Below are 15710 nucleotides of genomic sequence, written 5' to 3'. Positions count from 1 at the left end.
GGTGCACCAGCCGCACCCTGAGCAATAAGGCACTTTCCGGTGTCTCGGTTCCCTGGAGGTAACGGATGCCCTCGACGGGTAACCAGTCGCAGCAGGACGCGGGCAGGGCCCGCGTCGTCCTCGGCATGGTCGGGGACAAGTGGTCGCTCCTGGTCGTGTGCCGCCTCGATCAGGGGCCGCGCCGTTTCACCGAACTCAAGCGAGCCGTCGACGGGATCAGCCAACGCATGCTCACGGTGACCCTGCGGAGCCTGGAGCGGGACGGCATCGTGACCCGCACCGTCCACAACGTCATGCCGCCGCACGTCACCTACGAGCTCACCCCGATGGGCACAACGCTCTACGAAGCTGCCACACCCCTCCTGAAGTGGACCACCGAGCACCTGGCGCACATCGACGACGCCCGCGCGGCTTACGACGCCCGCGCGGCCACCCCCGCCCCCGCGTCCGTCACAAATCACACCTGACCTTCGACACCTCCAGCTCACGCGCTGACGACTCCGAGCACACAGCGAATGACCTCCAGGAATTCGCGCGCTGATCTGCGGGTCGACCACGGTGCTCACCCGGACCAACTCAACCGCTCACGGGCCACCTGAAGAACTCAGTCACAAGTGGCGGTAGAACGTCACGACTGCCCGAACTGTGACGCCCCCGCCGGCTCCGCCTGCCGCATCCGCGGCGGGAAGACCGCCGCGAGGCACCACACCCCCCGTTTCCTCCTCGTCCCCGCGCTCCGCGAGGAACTCGAAGTCCTCGTCCCCGCCGACCGCCACCCCGGCCGCGCGTGGAAGCAGGGTCCGGCACTCGCCGTCGTGCCCGCGCCCCGCACCGAGCGCCCGGTCCGCATCGGCTACGCCCGCACCTCGACCGCCCGACAGGAGCCGGCGAGCCAGCTCGAAGCCCTCCACCGCGCGGAGTGCCGCAAGGTGTTCAAGGAGCAGATCAGCACCCGCGTCAAGGTCCGGCCCGAACTGGAGAAGGCCATCGCGCTGGCCCACCAGTTCAAGGGGGCCGCGCCCGAGACCCCGATCATCTTCACCGTCCACGAGCTCAAGCGCCTCGCGCGCAACGCGGCCGAGCTGATGGCGCTGTCCGCCGAACTCCAGGCCGGAGGTATCCAACTCGAACTCCTCACCGGCCCGCTCACCGGGATCCGCTCACCGGGATCTACGATCCCAACGGCATGGGCGCCATGCTCTTTGCCATGCTCGCCGTCGCCGGGCAGATCGAGCGCAACTACATCCGGGAGAAGACCCTCGAAGGCCAGGTCATCGCCGCATCCAAGGGCAACCACGGCGGACGCCCAAAGGTCATCGACGACATGCTGACCTTCGCCGTCGCGCTCAAGGACAAAGGCGTCCCCGTCCCCGAGATCGCCAAGAAGCTCACCATCAAGACCGGGAAGAACATGGGCAAGTCTCCCTCGGTTGCCTCGCTGTACCGGGCCCTCGCGGAAGCCGAGGCCGCCGCGGTGGACGACGGCCTGCCACTGCGCCCCGGGCCCGCCCGCATCCGCCGGCCCGAGGACCCGCTCACCCCCGAGGAGATCGACCTCCGCGACCGCCTCAAGGCCCAGCCCCATCCGAACGCCGAGACGCGGTAGGCACGTCGCAGCCGAGCCTCTGGGAAGGGGCGGTGATCGGGAGAGAGCCGGCACCGCGCTTCAGCCCAAGGTGACTCGATAGACAGCGGACTCTCTCCGTTGAAAACCCGCCCGCTCGTACAAGCGGTTCGCGGCCTCTCGCGAAGGCCGCGAGGTGAGGTCGACGGTTCGAGCCCCTGCCTCCGCGGCCAGGCCAAGGGCCTTGTCGATCAGGACTCTCCCGACCCCGTGGCCACGTGCGGCGGCATCGACCACCACATCCTCGACATGAGCCCGCAGGCCGGACGGCAAGGGGGACATCACCAGCACCAACGCCCCGACGATCACGCCCTCGACACGGGCCACCAGCAACGTGTTGGTGCTGGTACCCGTCAATCTCCCCACTGCTTCACGGTCCAGGGGCGCTGCCTTGGACGACAGCTGTGGAAGGAGACGGGCAAACGCCTCCACCACTTCGTCGGTCGCCTCACGAACGGCCTCAGTCTCCACGCTCACGCTCATGCTCGGGAACCTATCGGCTCCTGCGAGTTGCCGATCAGCGGCGGAGGATGCTCATCCTGGTCCTGGTCCTGGTCGCGGCGCCCTTGCCCAAGATCGTCGATACGGGTTGGCGCAGGCCGCAGCCCCGGTTCCTCGGGGGCGGGGTGACGGCGCTTCGGCCCCGCCGGCCTGGTGGTCCGGTCGGGGACCCGGCCCAGGTGGCGGCGGGTGCGCTCAAGGCCGCCCGCTCCGACCCCCGTTTCAGGGACTGCCAGGTCGCCGATGGCGCATCCCCGGTCACCGCTGCGCGGTCAACTGTCCGTCCGGGCATCGCCGAAGGCCGCCGCGCCACGGGTCCGCTGTCCGGCGGCGGCGAGGTCCACCCACGCCGTCACCGTGTCGCCGTCACGGACAGGGGTTGTGCCCAGCGTGGCGAGAAGTCGGTGGACGGCGGTGTTGTCGGGCTTCGTGCTCACGAACAGTGCGGCGAAACCGTCGGCGCGTGCGCGGGCCAGTAGGTGCCTGAACACCGCACCGCCCACGCCGCCACCGCGGTGGGAGCGTCCGATCCACACTCCCGCTTCGACCGCATGCCTCGCGTCCGCCATCGGACACAGCCGGGCAGCCCCCACCACCGTCTCTCCCACGACGATGACATAGGTGGTCTCCACCGGCTCGGCCGACAGGGACCTGGTGTGATGGAACCGCAGGAACGCCGCCCGCCGCTCGGCGGTCCATCCACCGGGCCCGGCCACCGGGGGCATCACCTCATGGGGATCGGCATCAGCCACGGCAGCGTCCAGCAGGCCGAGCAGCCGATCCTCGTCCAGCGGCCGCAGCGTGACGTCAGATCGCATGCGTGCATCCTGCCATCGGGACCGGGCCGTTCCCCAACGGTTTCCGCCCTGGTCAGCAGCGTGTCCGGCGCGTTCGACGACCGGCCGCGCACAGTGCGAGGACGGCTGGGACGACAAGGCGTCCCCCGGTCCGGCCTGACACCACCGCCCACGGCGGCCGTGCGCTGTGGCGCGGAGGTCCGGGCCCGTCACGTTCACCCGTCCCCTGGGGCGGGGATCCGTCGGCGCAGCCGCACCGTCGCCACGCCGAGGAGGGCGGGGGCTGCCGCGCCAGGGCGTTGTCAGCCGAGACACCTCCGGCCCGCTCCTCAACCGAGGGGCGGGCCGGAGGCCGTGGCCGGCCGGGGGCCTCATCGACGGTGCGGTGCGGTACGGGGTGCCGTACTGCCCGCAGGACCGGCGGTGGTCAAGCCGTCGGGGCCAAGGGCTCAAGGTCCCAAGGAGCCAATGGGCCGGGCTTCGTGGGGAGGCCGGCGAGAAGCGGAGGCCGGCCGGGTGGGCGGTGGACGGTCTGCTGATTTCGCTACGACTTGCCGCACTTTTCCTGGTGCTTGACCACGGTCAGTGTGACCTTCTGGTTGTTCAGAGGGGTTCCTGGGGCCGGATTCTGGTCGCAGACCTTCCAGTTGGCGGGCCAGAGCACATGGCGGTGCGCGCCCAGGCCGTCCTTGAGCTGGATGGACTTGTTGTGGTTCAGATCCTTGTAGGCGACGGAGAGACCCTTGCCCGTCACCTTCGGCATGGGGGCGCCGTCGGCGTGGGCCGGACCGGTCAATGCCAAGGCGGACAAGGCCAGGAGTGCGGCGGTGATGATTTTCTTCATGACGGGACGAACGATCACGGTGGGCGCCGGTCACGGCGTCGTGGGTCCCTGGCGTGGCCGGCGGGCGGTGGTGCGTCCGGCGCGGATCACCGGGACCGAGGCGGAGGATCTTCGACCGGCCGCCGAACGCGTCGGCGTCGGGGGTGGGCCCGTCAAGGTAACGGGTGAGCAGTTCCGGTCCCGGGAGGTCCTCGATGTCGGTCAGCTTCATCGCGCGCAGCTCGTCGGCGATGCCGTCGGGGGTGAAGTAACTGAGCCAGGGTTCGCCGAGCTCTGCCACGCACCGTGTGGCGGCCTCGTGCGCGGTGCGGAGTTCCGGTGCCCTCGCCGATGGCGGTTCGAGGCAGTGGTCGAACACCACAGGTACGGGCGCGGTGTGCCCGGCCACGAAACGCAGCGTGGTGCGGACGGCGTCCCGCGTCAGGTACGGCGTGCCCCCGGGCCGGCTGAAGAAAGCCGCCCGGGTGCGGTCCAGTCCGGCCGAGTCCAGCGCCGCGGCGAGGGTGTCACGTTCGAAGTCGACCGGGGCGAAGACCAGCGACGGTGGGACGGCCATCCCGGCCGCTGCCATCCGCTGCCGCTTCCGCTCCTGGGTGTCCGGGTGATCGACCTCGAACACCGTCAGGCCGGTACGGGGGTCGCGGCAGACGAAGGTGTCCAGGCCGGCGCCGAGGAACACCACCTGTCGGGTGCCGGCGGCCACGGCGGAGGCGAGCGAGTCCGCGGCGAAGCGGCTGCGGGCGGCGACGAACCGGATGCGGTACCGGGCGACCGGGTCGTCGGGCAGCGGCGTCAGCTCGTCGGGACCGAGGCGGAGGATCTTCGACGCCAGCGGGTCGGTGAAGACCCGCTGGGGATCGGCCTGGTGGCGGGCACGGGCGTGTGCCACCCGCAGCGCGGTCCGGCTCGGCCGACCGGCTTCCCTATGGCCTCCTGGTGCTGCCTGGAACGTCCTGGGCAAGGGCCTCACTATTTCCAGGGTGGCGCCGGTCCGTGCGGCTCTCTCGATCAGCGGGCCGGTTTGAGCCATCAGGTATCCCCGCTGCGCGGACCAGGGCTCGCGCACGGAGGCGCGGCACCGGCGCCGCGCAGCTCCGGTGCCGCGGCACACGGGAAAGGGGAGCACGGCACGTGCCGAAGCAGGTGACGCGGGCGTCAGGCTCCGGCGGTGAGGCGCTGGACGCGGTCGGCGTCGCAGGTGCGCGGGCAGGTGACGCAGGTGTCCTCGGGGCGCAGGGTGTAGTACATGCAGCAACTGGCGCGGTCCCGGGTCGGCAGTGCCGCGCCGTCCGGCCCGGTCAGCGAACGGAACGCCGCGTTTCCCACGTACGGCGCGGTGGCACCGGGCAGCAGCCGTGCCAGCTCGGCCACCGCGCGCGACTCCTCGCCCAGCAGGTGCCCGAGGTACCACAGGCCCTCGACGAGCTCGTCCGTCGCCATGCCCCACAGCGCCCGGGGGCCGCGTCGCATCCGGGGGCGGAAACCGTCCAGGACGGGCGCGAGATGCTCGGCGACCGCGGCCCGTACCTCGTCGCGCAGCGCCTCCTCGTCCGCCACGATCCGGGCGCCGGGATGGGCCGCGGCCGGGTCGTCCGGCAGGCACGCGAACGAGTGGACCCGCACCGCCATCCGGCCCAGCTCCCGGTGGAAGAAGACATCCGGCGCGGGCAGCCGCGGCACCCGGCGGTACAGAAACCAGGGGATGGTGAACAGCAGACAGGCGGGCCAGGCGTAGCGGTGCAGGGCGAAGCTCGCGACGACGTCCGGCCGGGCGCGCTGTCCGTAGTCCCGCAGGAGCTGGGCGTCGTCCCAGGCCAGAAAGGCGTCCAGGGGGTCACCACCGGCCGCGAGGCCGGCCGCGCGTACCCAGCCGTCACCGCTGGGCGGCGTCGCGGCCCACTCGGTCACGCGCAGGCCGGGGAACACCTCGGACAGCCGGGCGTACGCACCGGCGAGGGGCGGAGTGAGAGGTGGGGGGAGAGGCGGCGCGGGGCGGGCAGGAGTCATGCGGAAGACCACCGAATCGCGTCGTTGCAGGTAAGCCTTACCTTACCCGAAGGTTCCGTCCGTACCCGCTGAGGTTTGAACTGCCGCCGAGTACGCCTAAGGTGCTGGTGACGTCAGGAGGAACCGTCATGGAGCAGGCCCGAGTGGCACCGGAGCCGCGTACCCGGGTGTGGGTGCCGGCACAGGCCGGTCCCGCCATGCCGCACGGCGAATCCGTCGTCCATGAGCTTGCCACGCCCGACGCCGGCGCGCCCGCCGAGGCGACGGGCGCCACCGCACCGCCGCCCGCGCGGCAGCCGGTCCGGCGCCCGCAGCCGCAGCGGCACTCGGTCCGCGGACAGGTGCTGGCCGCACTGCGCCATGCGCTGGTCGGCGGCGAACTGACCCCCGGCCAGGTCTACTCCGCGCCCGCCCTCGCCGAGCGCTACGGCGTCTCCGCGACGCCCGTGCGCGAGGCCATGCAGCAGCTCGCCGGGGAGGGCGCCGTCGAGGTCGTGCCCAACCGCGGCTTCCGGGTCGCCGAGCGCAGCTCCCGCGAACTCGCCGAACTGGCCGAGGTGCGCGCCATGCTGGAGGTGCCCGCGGTGGTCCGGCTGGCCGGGGCACTGCCGGCGGAGCGCTGGGAGGAGCTGCGACCGCTGGCCGCGGCGGGGGTCGCAGCCGCCGCCCACGGCGACCGGGTCGGCTATGCCGAGGCGGACCACGCCTTCCACCACGCGCTGCTCGCACTCACCGGAAACCGCCAGCTCGTGCAGGTCACCGACGATCTGCTGCGCCGCACCCAGCGGCCGGCCGGCGGCTCCCGGCTGCGTACCGCCGAGCTGCTGGCCGACGCCTCCGAGCACACGGCACTGCTGGACGCGCTGATCGCCGGGGAGTGCGCGGTCGCGGAGCGCATCGCGCGCGAACATCTCTCGGCGGCCCGTCACCCGCACTGAGGGGGTTCCGGGCCGCGCTTGTCCGCATTGACGGCCCGTCGGTCGGCGCCCTTACGCGCTGCCGGTCCGTCGGTCTGTGCTCCTTACGCGTACTGACGGTCCGTCGGTCCGCGCCCCATGTGTACTGACGGTACGTGGGGCGTGCTTGTCCGTACTGACGGTTCGCGGGGGCGCTCGTCCCCCCGTACTGACGGCCCGTCGGTTCGTGCTTGTCCGTGCTTATGGTCCGTGGGGCCGTGCCGCCCCGCATCGACGACTTGTCGGTTCGCGCCGCCCGGTGGGGCGGGACCCGTACCCGGACGCGGACGGGCCGGTCGCCGGTGGACGCCGCCGGGGCTCAGCCGGGCAGCAGGTCGGCCAGGGGCAGCGCCGCGATATCGCCGGCGGGCCGGGAGAGGAACAGCTCGGCGTGGTAGAAGCCGTCGGCTTCCTTGCCCGCCGTGGACAGACCGTGCCCGGCCAGCGCGTCGAACGCCGCCCGCCGCTCGGCGCCGTCGGTGAACCGCCGCTGCCGGAACGTCCGGCTCGTGAGCTTCTCCGTCACCAGGCCGGCGCGGTCGAGCAGCCTGGCGACCGACCGGTAGGACACCGTCCGCAGGACGAACGCCGCGACCCAGGGCGGCGACGACAGGCAGTCGAAGAGCCGGGCGAAGGTGCGTGCGGAGATGTAGCCGACGCCCCCCGTGACGGTGATCAGGTCGGTGCCGGCCAGCGCGCGCCGCAGGGCCGCGCTCGGCTCGTCCCGCTCCAGGTTCTCCGGGAAGCCGCGGTCGAGCAGGCCGACGTCGCGCGCGTAGTCGACCGCGTGCCGCGCCGCGTCGATGCCGGTGACGCGGGCCGCCTGCGGTCGCCGCAGGGTGGCGAAGAACGTCCGGTCCGCGTGGGCGAGTTGCGGGGTCCGGGGCGTGCCGGGGCCGTGTGCGGCGTACCGGCCGTAGAGATCGTCGAGGGTCAGCCGGTGGTTGAGCAGCGCGGCATTGACCCCGTATGAGCAGCAGAGGTCGACGACATCGAGCGGGGCACGGCCGGGCCGGCGCTGCCGGAGGGCATCGGCGACGGTGCGGAACACTGCCTGGCCGTGGTGCGGGATCTGATAGTCGAGAGGTTGCAGCGTGGTGAAGTACCGCCGGGGATCCGGGCAGTTGTAGATCGCCTCGAAATCCGCCTTGCCCCAGTCGGATCCGGTGGTCGTACCGGTCGCTCCTGATGCCACGGGTGGCCTCCTGAAGGCGCTGCCAAGGGGGAGTCGGGGGTGGGCCCCCGGACCAGCATCCTGGCCCCGTCACCGCGTCGCAGTGCGACTTGCGGCCATTCTCGGGGTGTGGGGGACGGGGCCGGCGCCGCCGTCCCGCGTCATTCGCCGCTCCCCTCACCTCGCGGTTCACCCGTCGCGGCGCTGTGCCGCGGGCGCCGTACGGCCGCGGGGGCGCTGGTGCCGGGGCGCGGATAGCGGCTGATGGGGTCGCTGCCCGCCGCCGCCCCGGCCGGGAACCGGGACCCGCCGCGTCCGGTCCGCGGCTACCGCCCGTCGCGCCGCGGCCGGTCCGGGGCCGGGGTGCGGGACATCAGGATCCGGTCAATTGCTGCCGGGAGACGCATGGCTGACGACGGGGGGTTGACGGGCGGCGGCTCCGTGGATGCGGCGGCGGCCGATGACTGGGGGCCAACCGCCAATCGCCAACCGCCAATCGCCAACGGGCAACGACCCTGAGGCCGTTGCCCGTTGCTCGTTGCTCGTTGCCCGTTGCCCGTTGGCGATTGCGGTTCGTGGTCCGCGGCGTGCGGTGCCCCCGTCCGTCGCCCTCCGCGCTACGTATCCGCCGGAGTCGTCGTCAGATGGGCGGCGAGCCAGGTGGGGACGCCGTCCATGAGGCGGTGGAGCCGGGCGGCCTCGGTGCGTAAGCGGTCCGCCTCGGCTTCCGGGGCGGCGTCGGCCAGTGCCGCGAGCGCGGGCGCCGTACCGATCAGGAAGCCCAGTTCCTCGCGGATCCGCAGCGACTCCGTGAAGCCGTGTCTGGCCTCCGCCAACTCGCCCTCCCGCAGGGCGAGTCCGGCCAGCTGGCGCCAGGTGGAGGAGAGCAGCAGATCGTCGCCGTGGGCGGTGGCGCCCGCGTGTGCGCGGCGGTAGGCGGCGCGCGCCGAGTCCGGGCTGTCGGCGACGTGTTCGGCCATCAGCCCCCGGCGGAAGTCCAGCAGCGCCCGGCCGGCCGCCGCCGGGGCGAGCAGTGCGGCGGCCCGGCCGAACGCCGACCGCGCCTCGTCGGCCCGGTCGCGGACGCCCAGGACCGTGGCGGTGTAGGCGAGATGGCCGCGCTCGCAGGCCGCCCCGCCCCGCTCGTCGTCGTCCGCCGCCAGTGCCTCGGCGGTGCGCAGGGCGTCCTCGGCGGCGGCCCAGCCGGTCGCGGTGTACATGCAGCGCTCCACCAGAAGTGCCGCCCGCCGCAGCGCGGCCGGGGCGTCCCGGCCGGCGTGCGGTTCCAGCAGGGCGGCCGCGTCGTCCCAGCAGCCGCGGGACCGCAGTCGCCATACGGCGCGGTCGAGGGGGTCGTCGTTCTCGACCGTCCTGGGCGCCGGCACCACCGGTGCCGGTGGTGCCGGTGGTGCTGCCTCTCCCGCCGACCGGTGGGAATCCGCGGAACCTGACATGGCGGTATCCGCCACATTGCCCTCCCCGAGCGCGCCTTTGAGCTGGAAACTGGAAGCAGTGGGCGAATCTCAGCACGAATCCCGGGGTGCGGCCAGGGGGTGGGTGAATGATTTCACAATCGTCTGCGGGCCGACTGTGCCCGGGGGAACGGCCTTGATCGACCGCGCCACGACCCGGTGCGGTCGCGGATGTCCCGGCTCGCGCGACCGGGATGCCACCCGATCGGGTTACCCCGAATGGTGGACAACTGACCGTGCGGACAACCGGGGACGGGGACGAATCGGCCAGGAGGGGGAATCGGCGGGGGAGTGATCCGCCTCCGCATCCGCATCCGGCCGGGCGTGGACGGGAGGCGCCCGCCCGGCCGGACCGGCCCGCCGCCCCCGGCGCCCTGCCCGCTCCCGTCCCCGTCCGACCCTCCCGTCAGCTCATCCGCAGGGCGAGGAAGAAGTCGAGCTTGTCCTCCAGCCGGGACAGGTCGCGGCCGGTGAGCTGTTCGATCCGGCCCACGCGGTAGCGGAGCGTGTTGACGTGCAGGTGGAGGCGGGTGGCGCAGCGGGTCCAGGAGCCGTCGCAGTCCAAGAACGCCTCCAGGGTGGGGATCAGTTCGGCGCGGTGCCTGCGGTCGTAGTCGCGCAGCGGGTCCAGGAGGCGGGCGGTGAAGGCCCGGCGGACGTCGTCCGGTACGAACGGCAGCAGCAGGACGTGCGAGGCCAGCTCCTCGTGGCCGGCGGCGCAGACCAGGCCGGGGCGGGCGGCGGCGACCCGGCGGGCGTGCCGGGCCTCCTCCAGGGCGCCGCGCAGCCCCTCCGCCGAATGCACCGCGGCGCTGACCCCGACCGTCAGCCGGCCGTCGTCCGCGAGACCGCGGCCGAGCGGTTCCGCGATGACGGTGAGCAGGTCGGCGGCGCGCAGTCCGGACGCCGGGGAGTCGGCGGACTCGTCGGGGACGGCGGGCAGCGGCACCAGCGCCACCGCCTCGTCGCCGGTGTGGGCCACCGCGATCCGGTCGGCGGGTTCCGGGCCGAACGTGCCGGGGTCCACCAGCACCTCTTCCAGGAGGGACTGCGCCACCGCGCCGCCGGGGGCCTCGCCGCCGCCCCACTCGACCCTGGCCACCACGATCTGCCAGTGCGGGGCGGTGACCGGACCGGGCAGCAGGACCGGGGCCGCCACCCGCAGCCGGGCCGCGATCTCGGCGGGCGGCGCACCGGTCTGGACCAGTTCCAGGACTTCCTGGGCGAGCCGCCGGCGGACGGTGCGGGCCGCGTCGCGCCGGTCGCGTTCGACGGCGATCAGCTGGGTGACGCCGTGCAGCAGGTCCAGCCGCTCCTCGGGCCAGTCGCCGGCGTCCGCCTCGACGGCCAGCAGCCAGTCCGAGAGCAGCGTCTCGCGCGGTGCGCGGCCGTCGTGGCGGACCGGGAAGAGCGAGTACGTGACGCCGTCCAGGGTGACGCGGTGCGGGCCGGGGCGGCCGGTGCGGGCGGCGGCCAGATGCTCGCCGGCGAGCCGGGCGCCCAGCCCGCCGGGGAGCTCGGGCCCGGCGTCGGCCAGCGTCGAACCGGCGATCTGCCGGCCGGTGGGGGAGAGCACCCAGGCCCGCAGGTCCAGGTCGGAGCCGAGCAGGTCCAGGACCACTTCCGGGCCGCCGCCGGCCGGGCCCGTCATCAGCCGCCGGTGCCGGTCCACCACGGCGGCCAGATCGCCGGCCCGCTCGCTGGAGACCTGGCGGACGACATGCTCGGTGATGGACGCGAACGAGACGTCCTCGACGACCGAGAACAGCGGCAGCCGGTGCCGGACGCACGCCTGCACCAGATCGTCCGGCACCGCGCCCAGCTCCGCCTCGCCCGCCGCGAGCCCGGCGACCCCGGCCGCGGCCAGGATGCGGACGAACCGTTCGGAGTCCTCGGCCTCGCGCCGCCAGGCCAGACCGGTCAGCACCAGTTCGCCGCCGGAGAGGTACCGGCTGGGGTCGCGCAGGTCGGTGGTCATCACGCCGCGCACGGTGCGGTCCAGCTCGTCCTCGCCCCCGAGCAGCCGCAGGCCCAGGGTGGGGGTGTCCAGGAGTGCGCGGAGCCGCATGACTTCGCCCGCCGATCTTTGCTGTCTGTTGCCGGTGGAATACCGCGAGGTTTCGGAGCCTCGACTTTCGTTCGAATCTACAAGACGGGTGCCCTGGCCAGCCAACCGCTTCATGGCTTCGGTGACTGCACCGGGTGGTGCGGGGGCGCGTTCACTGGGCCCCACCGCGTGCAGAGGACATGAACAGCTCAATGGCGTCGAGGGCCGGAGGTCCTCACCATGAGCAGCGAACCTCTCGACTCCGCCGCCCGCCTCGAACCCGTAGCGAGTGCCTGCCCCGATTCCGTAGCACGTAGAACCGTAGAAGAGGCCCCCATGGACTTCCTGCGCCCCGCCAGCTGGGAGGAGGCGCTCGCCGCGAAGGCCGAGCACCCCACCGCTGTGCCCATCGCGGGCGGCACGGACGTGATGGTCGAGATCAATTTCGATCACCGCCGCCCCGCGTACCTGCTCGATCTGAACCGCATCGGCGACCTGGGGGAGTGGGAGGTCGGCGAGCGGACCGTGCGGCTGGGCGCCTCCGTCCCGTACACGCAGATCATGGAAAACCTGCGTACCGAACTGCCGGGCCTGGCGCTGGCCGCGCACACCGTCGCCTCCCCGCAGATCCGCAACCGCGGCGGCGTCGGCGGCAACCTCGGCACCGCCTCCCCGGCCGGTGACGCGCACCCCGCGCTGCTCGCCGCCGGCGGTGCGGTCGAGGCCGAGTCGGTGCGCGGCGTCCGTATGATCCCGGTCGACGACTTCTACGTCGGCGTCAAACGCAACGCCCTGGCACCCGACGAGCTGATCCGCGCGGTGCACCTGCCCAAGGCCGACGGCCCGCAGCAGTTCTCCAAGGTCGGCACCCGCAACGCCATGGTCATCGCGGTGTGCGCGTTCGCCCTGGCGCTGCACCCCGGGACCCGCACGGTACGGACCGGCATCGGCTCCGCCGCGCCCACCCCCGTACGGGCCCGCGCCGCCGAGGAGTTCCTCACCGCGGCGCTGGCGGACGGGCGCTTCTGGGAGTCCGGACACCCCCTCCCGCCGTCCGTCGTCCGGCAGTTCGCGCAGCTCGCCGCCGGCGCCTGCAATCCGATCGACGATGTGCGCGGCAGCGCCAGGTACCGCCGCCACGCGGTGGGCGTCATGGCGCGCCGCACCCTCGGCTGGACCTGGGAGTCCTACCGCGGCCGTGCCCACGGCTCACAAGGAGGTGCCCAGTGCGCGTGACCTGCACCGTCAACGGCCGCGAACAGCGGGCCGATGACGTCTGGGAAGGCGAGAGCCTGCTGTACGTACTGCGCGAGCGGATGGGCCTGCCGGGCGCCAAGAACGCCTGTGAGCAGGGCGAATGCGGTTCCTGCACGGTCCGTCTGGACGGCGTTCCGGTCTGTGCCTGCCTCGTCGCGGCCGGGCAGGCCGAGGGCCGCGACGTGGTCACCGTCGAGGGCCTGGCGGACTTCGCCCGGCAGCGCGCCGGCAGCGGCGGACCGGGCGAACTCGCCCCGGTCCAGCAGGCGTTCATCGACGCCGGCGCGATCCAGTGCGGATTCTGCACCCCGGGCCTGCTGGTCGCCGCCGACGAACTGCTGGAGCGCAACGACTCCCCGTCGGACGCCGATATCCGCGAGGCGCTGTCGGGCAACCTGTGCCGCTGCACGGGCTACGAGAAGATCCTCGACGCGGTCCGGCTGGCGGCCGCCCGCGGCACGGCACGGACCACCGGACAGGGGGCCTGACCACCATGAGCACACCCTGGCCCAGGGCGTCCGCGCCGGGCCGCACCCCCACCGGCCTCACTCAGGGCGGCCGGACCGGGGCCGGTATCGGCGCGTCCACGCTGCGGCCCGACGGCACCCTCAAGGCGACCGGCGAGTTCGCGTACTCCTCGGACATGTGGCACGAGGACATGCTGTGGGGCTGCACCCTGCGCAGCACCCTCGCGCACGCCGAGATCGTCTCGATCGACACGTCCGAGGCGCTCGCCCAGCCCGGCGTCCACGCCGTGCTCACCTACGACGATCTGCCGACCGAGGTGAAGCACTACGGCCTGGAGATCCGGGACACCCCCGTCCTCGCACACGGCAAGGTCCGCCACCACGGTGAGCCGGTGGCCCTCGTCGCCGCCGACCACCCGGAGAGCGCCCGCCGCGCCGCCGCCAAGATCAGGGTCGAGTACGCCGAACTGCCGGTCGTCACCGACGAGGCGTCCGCGACCGCCGAGGGCGCGCCACTGGTCCACGAGGACCGCCACGATCACCACGCGCGCCATGTCCCGCACCCCAACATCCTGCACCGCCAGCCGGTCATCCGCGGCGACGCCGACGCGGCCGCCGCGCGGGCGGACGTGATCATCTCCGGCGAGTACGTCTTCGGCATGCAGGACCAGGCGTTCCTCGGCCCGGAGTCCGGCCTGGCGGTGCCCGCCGAGGACGGCGGCGTCGATCTGTACATCGCCACCCAGTGGCTGCACTCCGACCTCCGCCAGATCGCCCCGGTCCTCGGCCTGCCCGAGGAGCAGGTCCGGATGACGCTGTCCGGCGTCGGCGGCGCGTTCGGCGGCCGCGAGGACCTGTCGATGCAGATCCACGCCTGCCTCCTGGCGCAGCGCACCGGCCGGCCCGTCAAGATCGTCTACAACCGGTTCGAGTCCTTCTTCGGCCACGTCCACCGGCACCCGGCCAGGCTCTGGTACGAGCACGGCGCCACCAGGGACGGCAAGCTCACCCATCTGCGGTGCCGCATCGTCCTGGACGGCGGTGCCTACGCGTCCGCCTCCCCGGCCGTCGTCGGCAACGCCGCCTCGCTCGCGGCCGGCCCGTACGTCGTCGACAACGTCGACATCGAGGCGCTCGCGCTCTACACCAACAACCCGCCCTGCGGCGCGATGCGCGGCTTCGGCGCGGTCCAGGCGTGCTTCGCCTACGAGGCGCAGATGGACCGGCTGGCGGCCGCGCTGGACCTGGACCCGGTGGAGTTCCGGCAGCGCAACGCGATGGAGCAGGGCACGATCATGCCGACCGGCCAGCCGGTCGACGCACCGGCCCCGGTCGCCGAACTGCTGCGCCGTGTCAAGGCGATGCCGCTCCCGCCGGAGCGGCAGTGGCTGGCGGCCGGCGAGGGCGCCGATGTGCGCGCGCTGCCCGGCGGGCTGTCCAACACCACCCACGGCGAGGGCGTCGTGCGCGGCGTCGGCTACGCCGTCGGCATCAAGAACGTCGGCTTCTCCGAGGGCTTCGACGACTACTCCACCGCCCGGGTGCGGATGGAGGTGGTGGGCGGCGAGGCCGTCGCGACCGTGCACACCGCGATGGCGGAGGTCGGCCAGGGCGGGGTCACCGTCCACGCCCAGATCGCCCGCACCGAACTGGGCGTCCGGCAGGTCACCATCCAGCCCGCCGACACCCGGGTCGGCTCGGCCGGTTCCACCTCCGCCTCCCGGCAGACGTATATGACCGGCGGCGCGGTGAAGAACACCTGCGAGGCGGTGCGCGAGCGGGTGCTGGACATCGGCCGCCGCAAGTTCGGCACGTACCACCCGGCGTGGGCCACCGCCGAACTGCTGCTGGAGGACGGCAAGGTCGTCACCGACGGCGGCGAGGTCCTCGGCGAGCTGGCCGACGTCCTGGAGGGCGAATCGGTCGATCTGGAGCTGGAGTTCCGGCACCGGCCCACCGAGGCGTTCGACCTGCGCACCGGCCAGGGCAACGGCCATGTCCAGTACTCCTTCGCCGCGCACCGCGCGGTCGTCGAGGTGGACACCGAACTCGGCCTGGTCAAGGTCGTCGAGCTGGCCGTCGCCCAGGACGTCGGCAAGGCGCTCAACCCGCTCTCCGTCATCGGCCAGATCCAGGGCGGCACCACCCAGGGCCTGGGCATGGCGGTCATGGAAGAGATCATCGTCGACCCCGTGACGGCGAAGGTGCGCAACCCCTCCTTCACGGACTACCTGATTCCCACCATCCTCGACACCCCGACCATGCCCGTCGATGTGCTCGAACTCGCCGACGACGCGGCCCCCTACGGGCTGCGCGGCGTCGGCGAGGCCCCGACCCTCTCGTCCACCCCGGCCGTCCTCGCGGCGATCCGGAACGCGACCGGGCTGGAGCTCACCAGGACGCCGGTACGCCCCGAACACCTCACCGGTACCTGAGCGGCGGCGCGGGCGCCCGGCCGGGCCCGCGCCGCACCCCGACGTTCGCCTCGGGCCGTCCCCCGGGTCGTGTCGCCGCAGCAGTCCCAGAACTCGCGATGACGCGAGGGTCCCTTTGAACCTTGGGAG

Annotated in this window: 13 protein-coding genes and 2 pseudogenes; 7 read left to right on the top strand and 8 right to left on the bottom strand. The window is 73.1% G+C overall.

Features of this window, described 5'->3' with window-relative positions:
• Positions 1-65: 65 nt before the first annotated feature.
• From ACLJWH_RS24270 to ACLJWH_RS24260, 3 genes and pseudogenes are all read left to right on the top strand, one after another.
• Positions 66-467 carry a winged helix-turn-helix transcriptional regulator gene (locus tag ACLJWH_RS24270; RefSeq protein WP_411143846.1) on the top strand — a complete coding sequence of 134 codons (402 nt, stop codon included), beginning with the start codon at positions 66-68 and terminating at the stop codon, positions 465-467.
• A 147-nt stretch (positions 468-614) separates the two neighbouring features.
• Positions 615-1079: pseudogene (locus tag ACLJWH_RS24265) on the top strand (recombinase family protein); the annotation flags it as partial.
• Positions 1080-1186: 107 nt separating this feature from the next.
• A complete protein-coding gene (locus ACLJWH_RS24260) occupies positions 1187-1606 on the top strand; it encodes a hypothetical protein (RefSeq protein WP_411144024.1) in 420 nt (139 codons plus the stop codon).
• A gap of 60 nt (positions 1607-1666) precedes the next feature.
• Here ACLJWH_RS24260 and ACLJWH_RS24255 read toward each other — a convergent pair whose 3' ends face one another.
• From ACLJWH_RS24255 to ACLJWH_RS24235, 5 genes and pseudogenes are all read right to left on the bottom strand, one after another.
• On the bottom strand, positions 1667-2107 hold the full coding sequence (locus ACLJWH_RS24255; protein WP_411143845.1) for a GNAT family N-acetyltransferase: 441 nt from the start codon (positions 2105-2107) through the stop codon (positions 1667-1669).
• A 290-nt stretch (positions 2108-2397) separates the two neighbouring features.
• Positions 2398-2943, bottom strand: a complete 546-nt coding sequence (locus ACLJWH_RS24250; RefSeq protein ID WP_411143844.1) for a GNAT family N-acetyltransferase — start codon at positions 2941-2943, stop codon at positions 2398-2400.
• A gap of 523 nt (positions 2944-3466) precedes the next feature.
• The gene (locus tag ACLJWH_RS24245; protein ID WP_411144023.1) at positions 3467-3676 is read right to left on the bottom strand and encodes a PASTA domain-containing protein; all 210 of its coding nucleotides are present in this window, start codon (positions 3674-3676) and stop codon (positions 3467-3469) included.
• A gap of 373 nt (positions 3677-4049) precedes the next feature.
• Positions 4050-4796, bottom strand: a pseudogene (locus ACLJWH_RS24240) (class I SAM-dependent methyltransferase); the annotation flags it as partial.
• 125 nt (positions 4797-4921) lie between these two features.
• Complete coding sequence (locus ACLJWH_RS24235) at positions 4922-5773, bottom strand: (2Fe-2S)-binding protein (RefSeq protein ID WP_411143843.1); 852 nt, start codon at positions 5771-5773, stop codon at positions 4922-4924.
• A 128-nt stretch (positions 5774-5901) separates the two neighbouring features.
• Here ACLJWH_RS24235 and ACLJWH_RS24230 point away from each other — a divergent pair, with 128 nt between their 5' ends.
• On the top strand, positions 5902-6711 hold the full coding sequence (locus tag ACLJWH_RS24230) for a GntR family transcriptional regulator (RefSeq protein ID WP_411143842.1): 810 nt from the start codon (positions 5902-5904) through the stop codon (positions 6709-6711).
• Between the two features lie 337 nt (positions 6712-7048).
• Here the strand turns inward: ACLJWH_RS24230 and ACLJWH_RS24225 are convergent, their stop codons facing one another.
• The 3 genes from ACLJWH_RS24225 to ACLJWH_RS24215 form a co-directional block, all read right to left on the bottom strand.
• Complete coding sequence (locus ACLJWH_RS24225) at positions 7049-7924, bottom strand: hypothetical protein (protein WP_411143841.1); 876 nt, start codon at positions 7922-7924, stop codon at positions 7049-7051.
• A gap of 596 nt (positions 7925-8520) precedes the next feature.
• Positions 8521-9357, bottom strand: a complete 837-nt coding sequence (locus ACLJWH_RS24220) for a hypothetical protein (RefSeq protein ID WP_411143840.1) — start codon at positions 9355-9357, stop codon at positions 8521-8523.
• A 424-nt stretch (positions 9358-9781) separates the two neighbouring features.
• The gene (locus ACLJWH_RS24215; RefSeq protein ID WP_411143839.1) at positions 9782-11443 is read right to left on the bottom strand and encodes a PucR family transcriptional regulator; all 1662 of its coding nucleotides are present in this window, start codon (positions 11441-11443) and stop codon (positions 9782-9784) included.
• A 315-nt stretch (positions 11444-11758) separates the two neighbouring features.
• Between ACLJWH_RS24215 and ACLJWH_RS24210 the strand changes: the two genes are divergently transcribed.
• The 3 genes from ACLJWH_RS24210 to ACLJWH_RS24200 are packed head-to-tail and all read left to right on the top strand — an operon-like array spanning position 11759 to position 15581.
• Positions 11759-12658, top strand: coding sequence for an FAD binding domain-containing protein (locus tag ACLJWH_RS24210; protein ID WP_411144007.1), 900 nt, complete (start codon positions 11759-11761; stop codon positions 12656-12658).
• A complete protein-coding gene (locus ACLJWH_RS24205; protein WP_411143838.1) occupies positions 12649-13167 on the top strand; it encodes a (2Fe-2S)-binding protein in 519 nt (172 codons plus the stop codon). Before ACLJWH_RS24210 ends, ACLJWH_RS24205 begins: the two co-directional genes overlap by 10 nt.
• 5 nt (positions 13168-13172) lie before the next feature.
• On the top strand, positions 13173-15581 hold the full coding sequence (locus tag ACLJWH_RS24200; RefSeq protein WP_411143837.1) for a xanthine dehydrogenase family protein molybdopterin-binding subunit: 2409 nt from the start codon (positions 13173-13175) through the stop codon (positions 15579-15581).
• Positions 15582-15710: the final 129 nt, after the last annotated feature.

Source organism: Streptomyces sp. x-80 (assembly GCF_046549095.1).
Classification (GTDB): Bacteria; Actinomycetota; Actinomycetes; order Streptomycetales; family Streptomycetaceae; genus Streptomyces; species Streptomyces celluloflavus.
The sequence above is the reverse complement of the archived record's forward strand: the minus strand, read 5'-3'. Positions and strand labels throughout refer to the sequence as shown.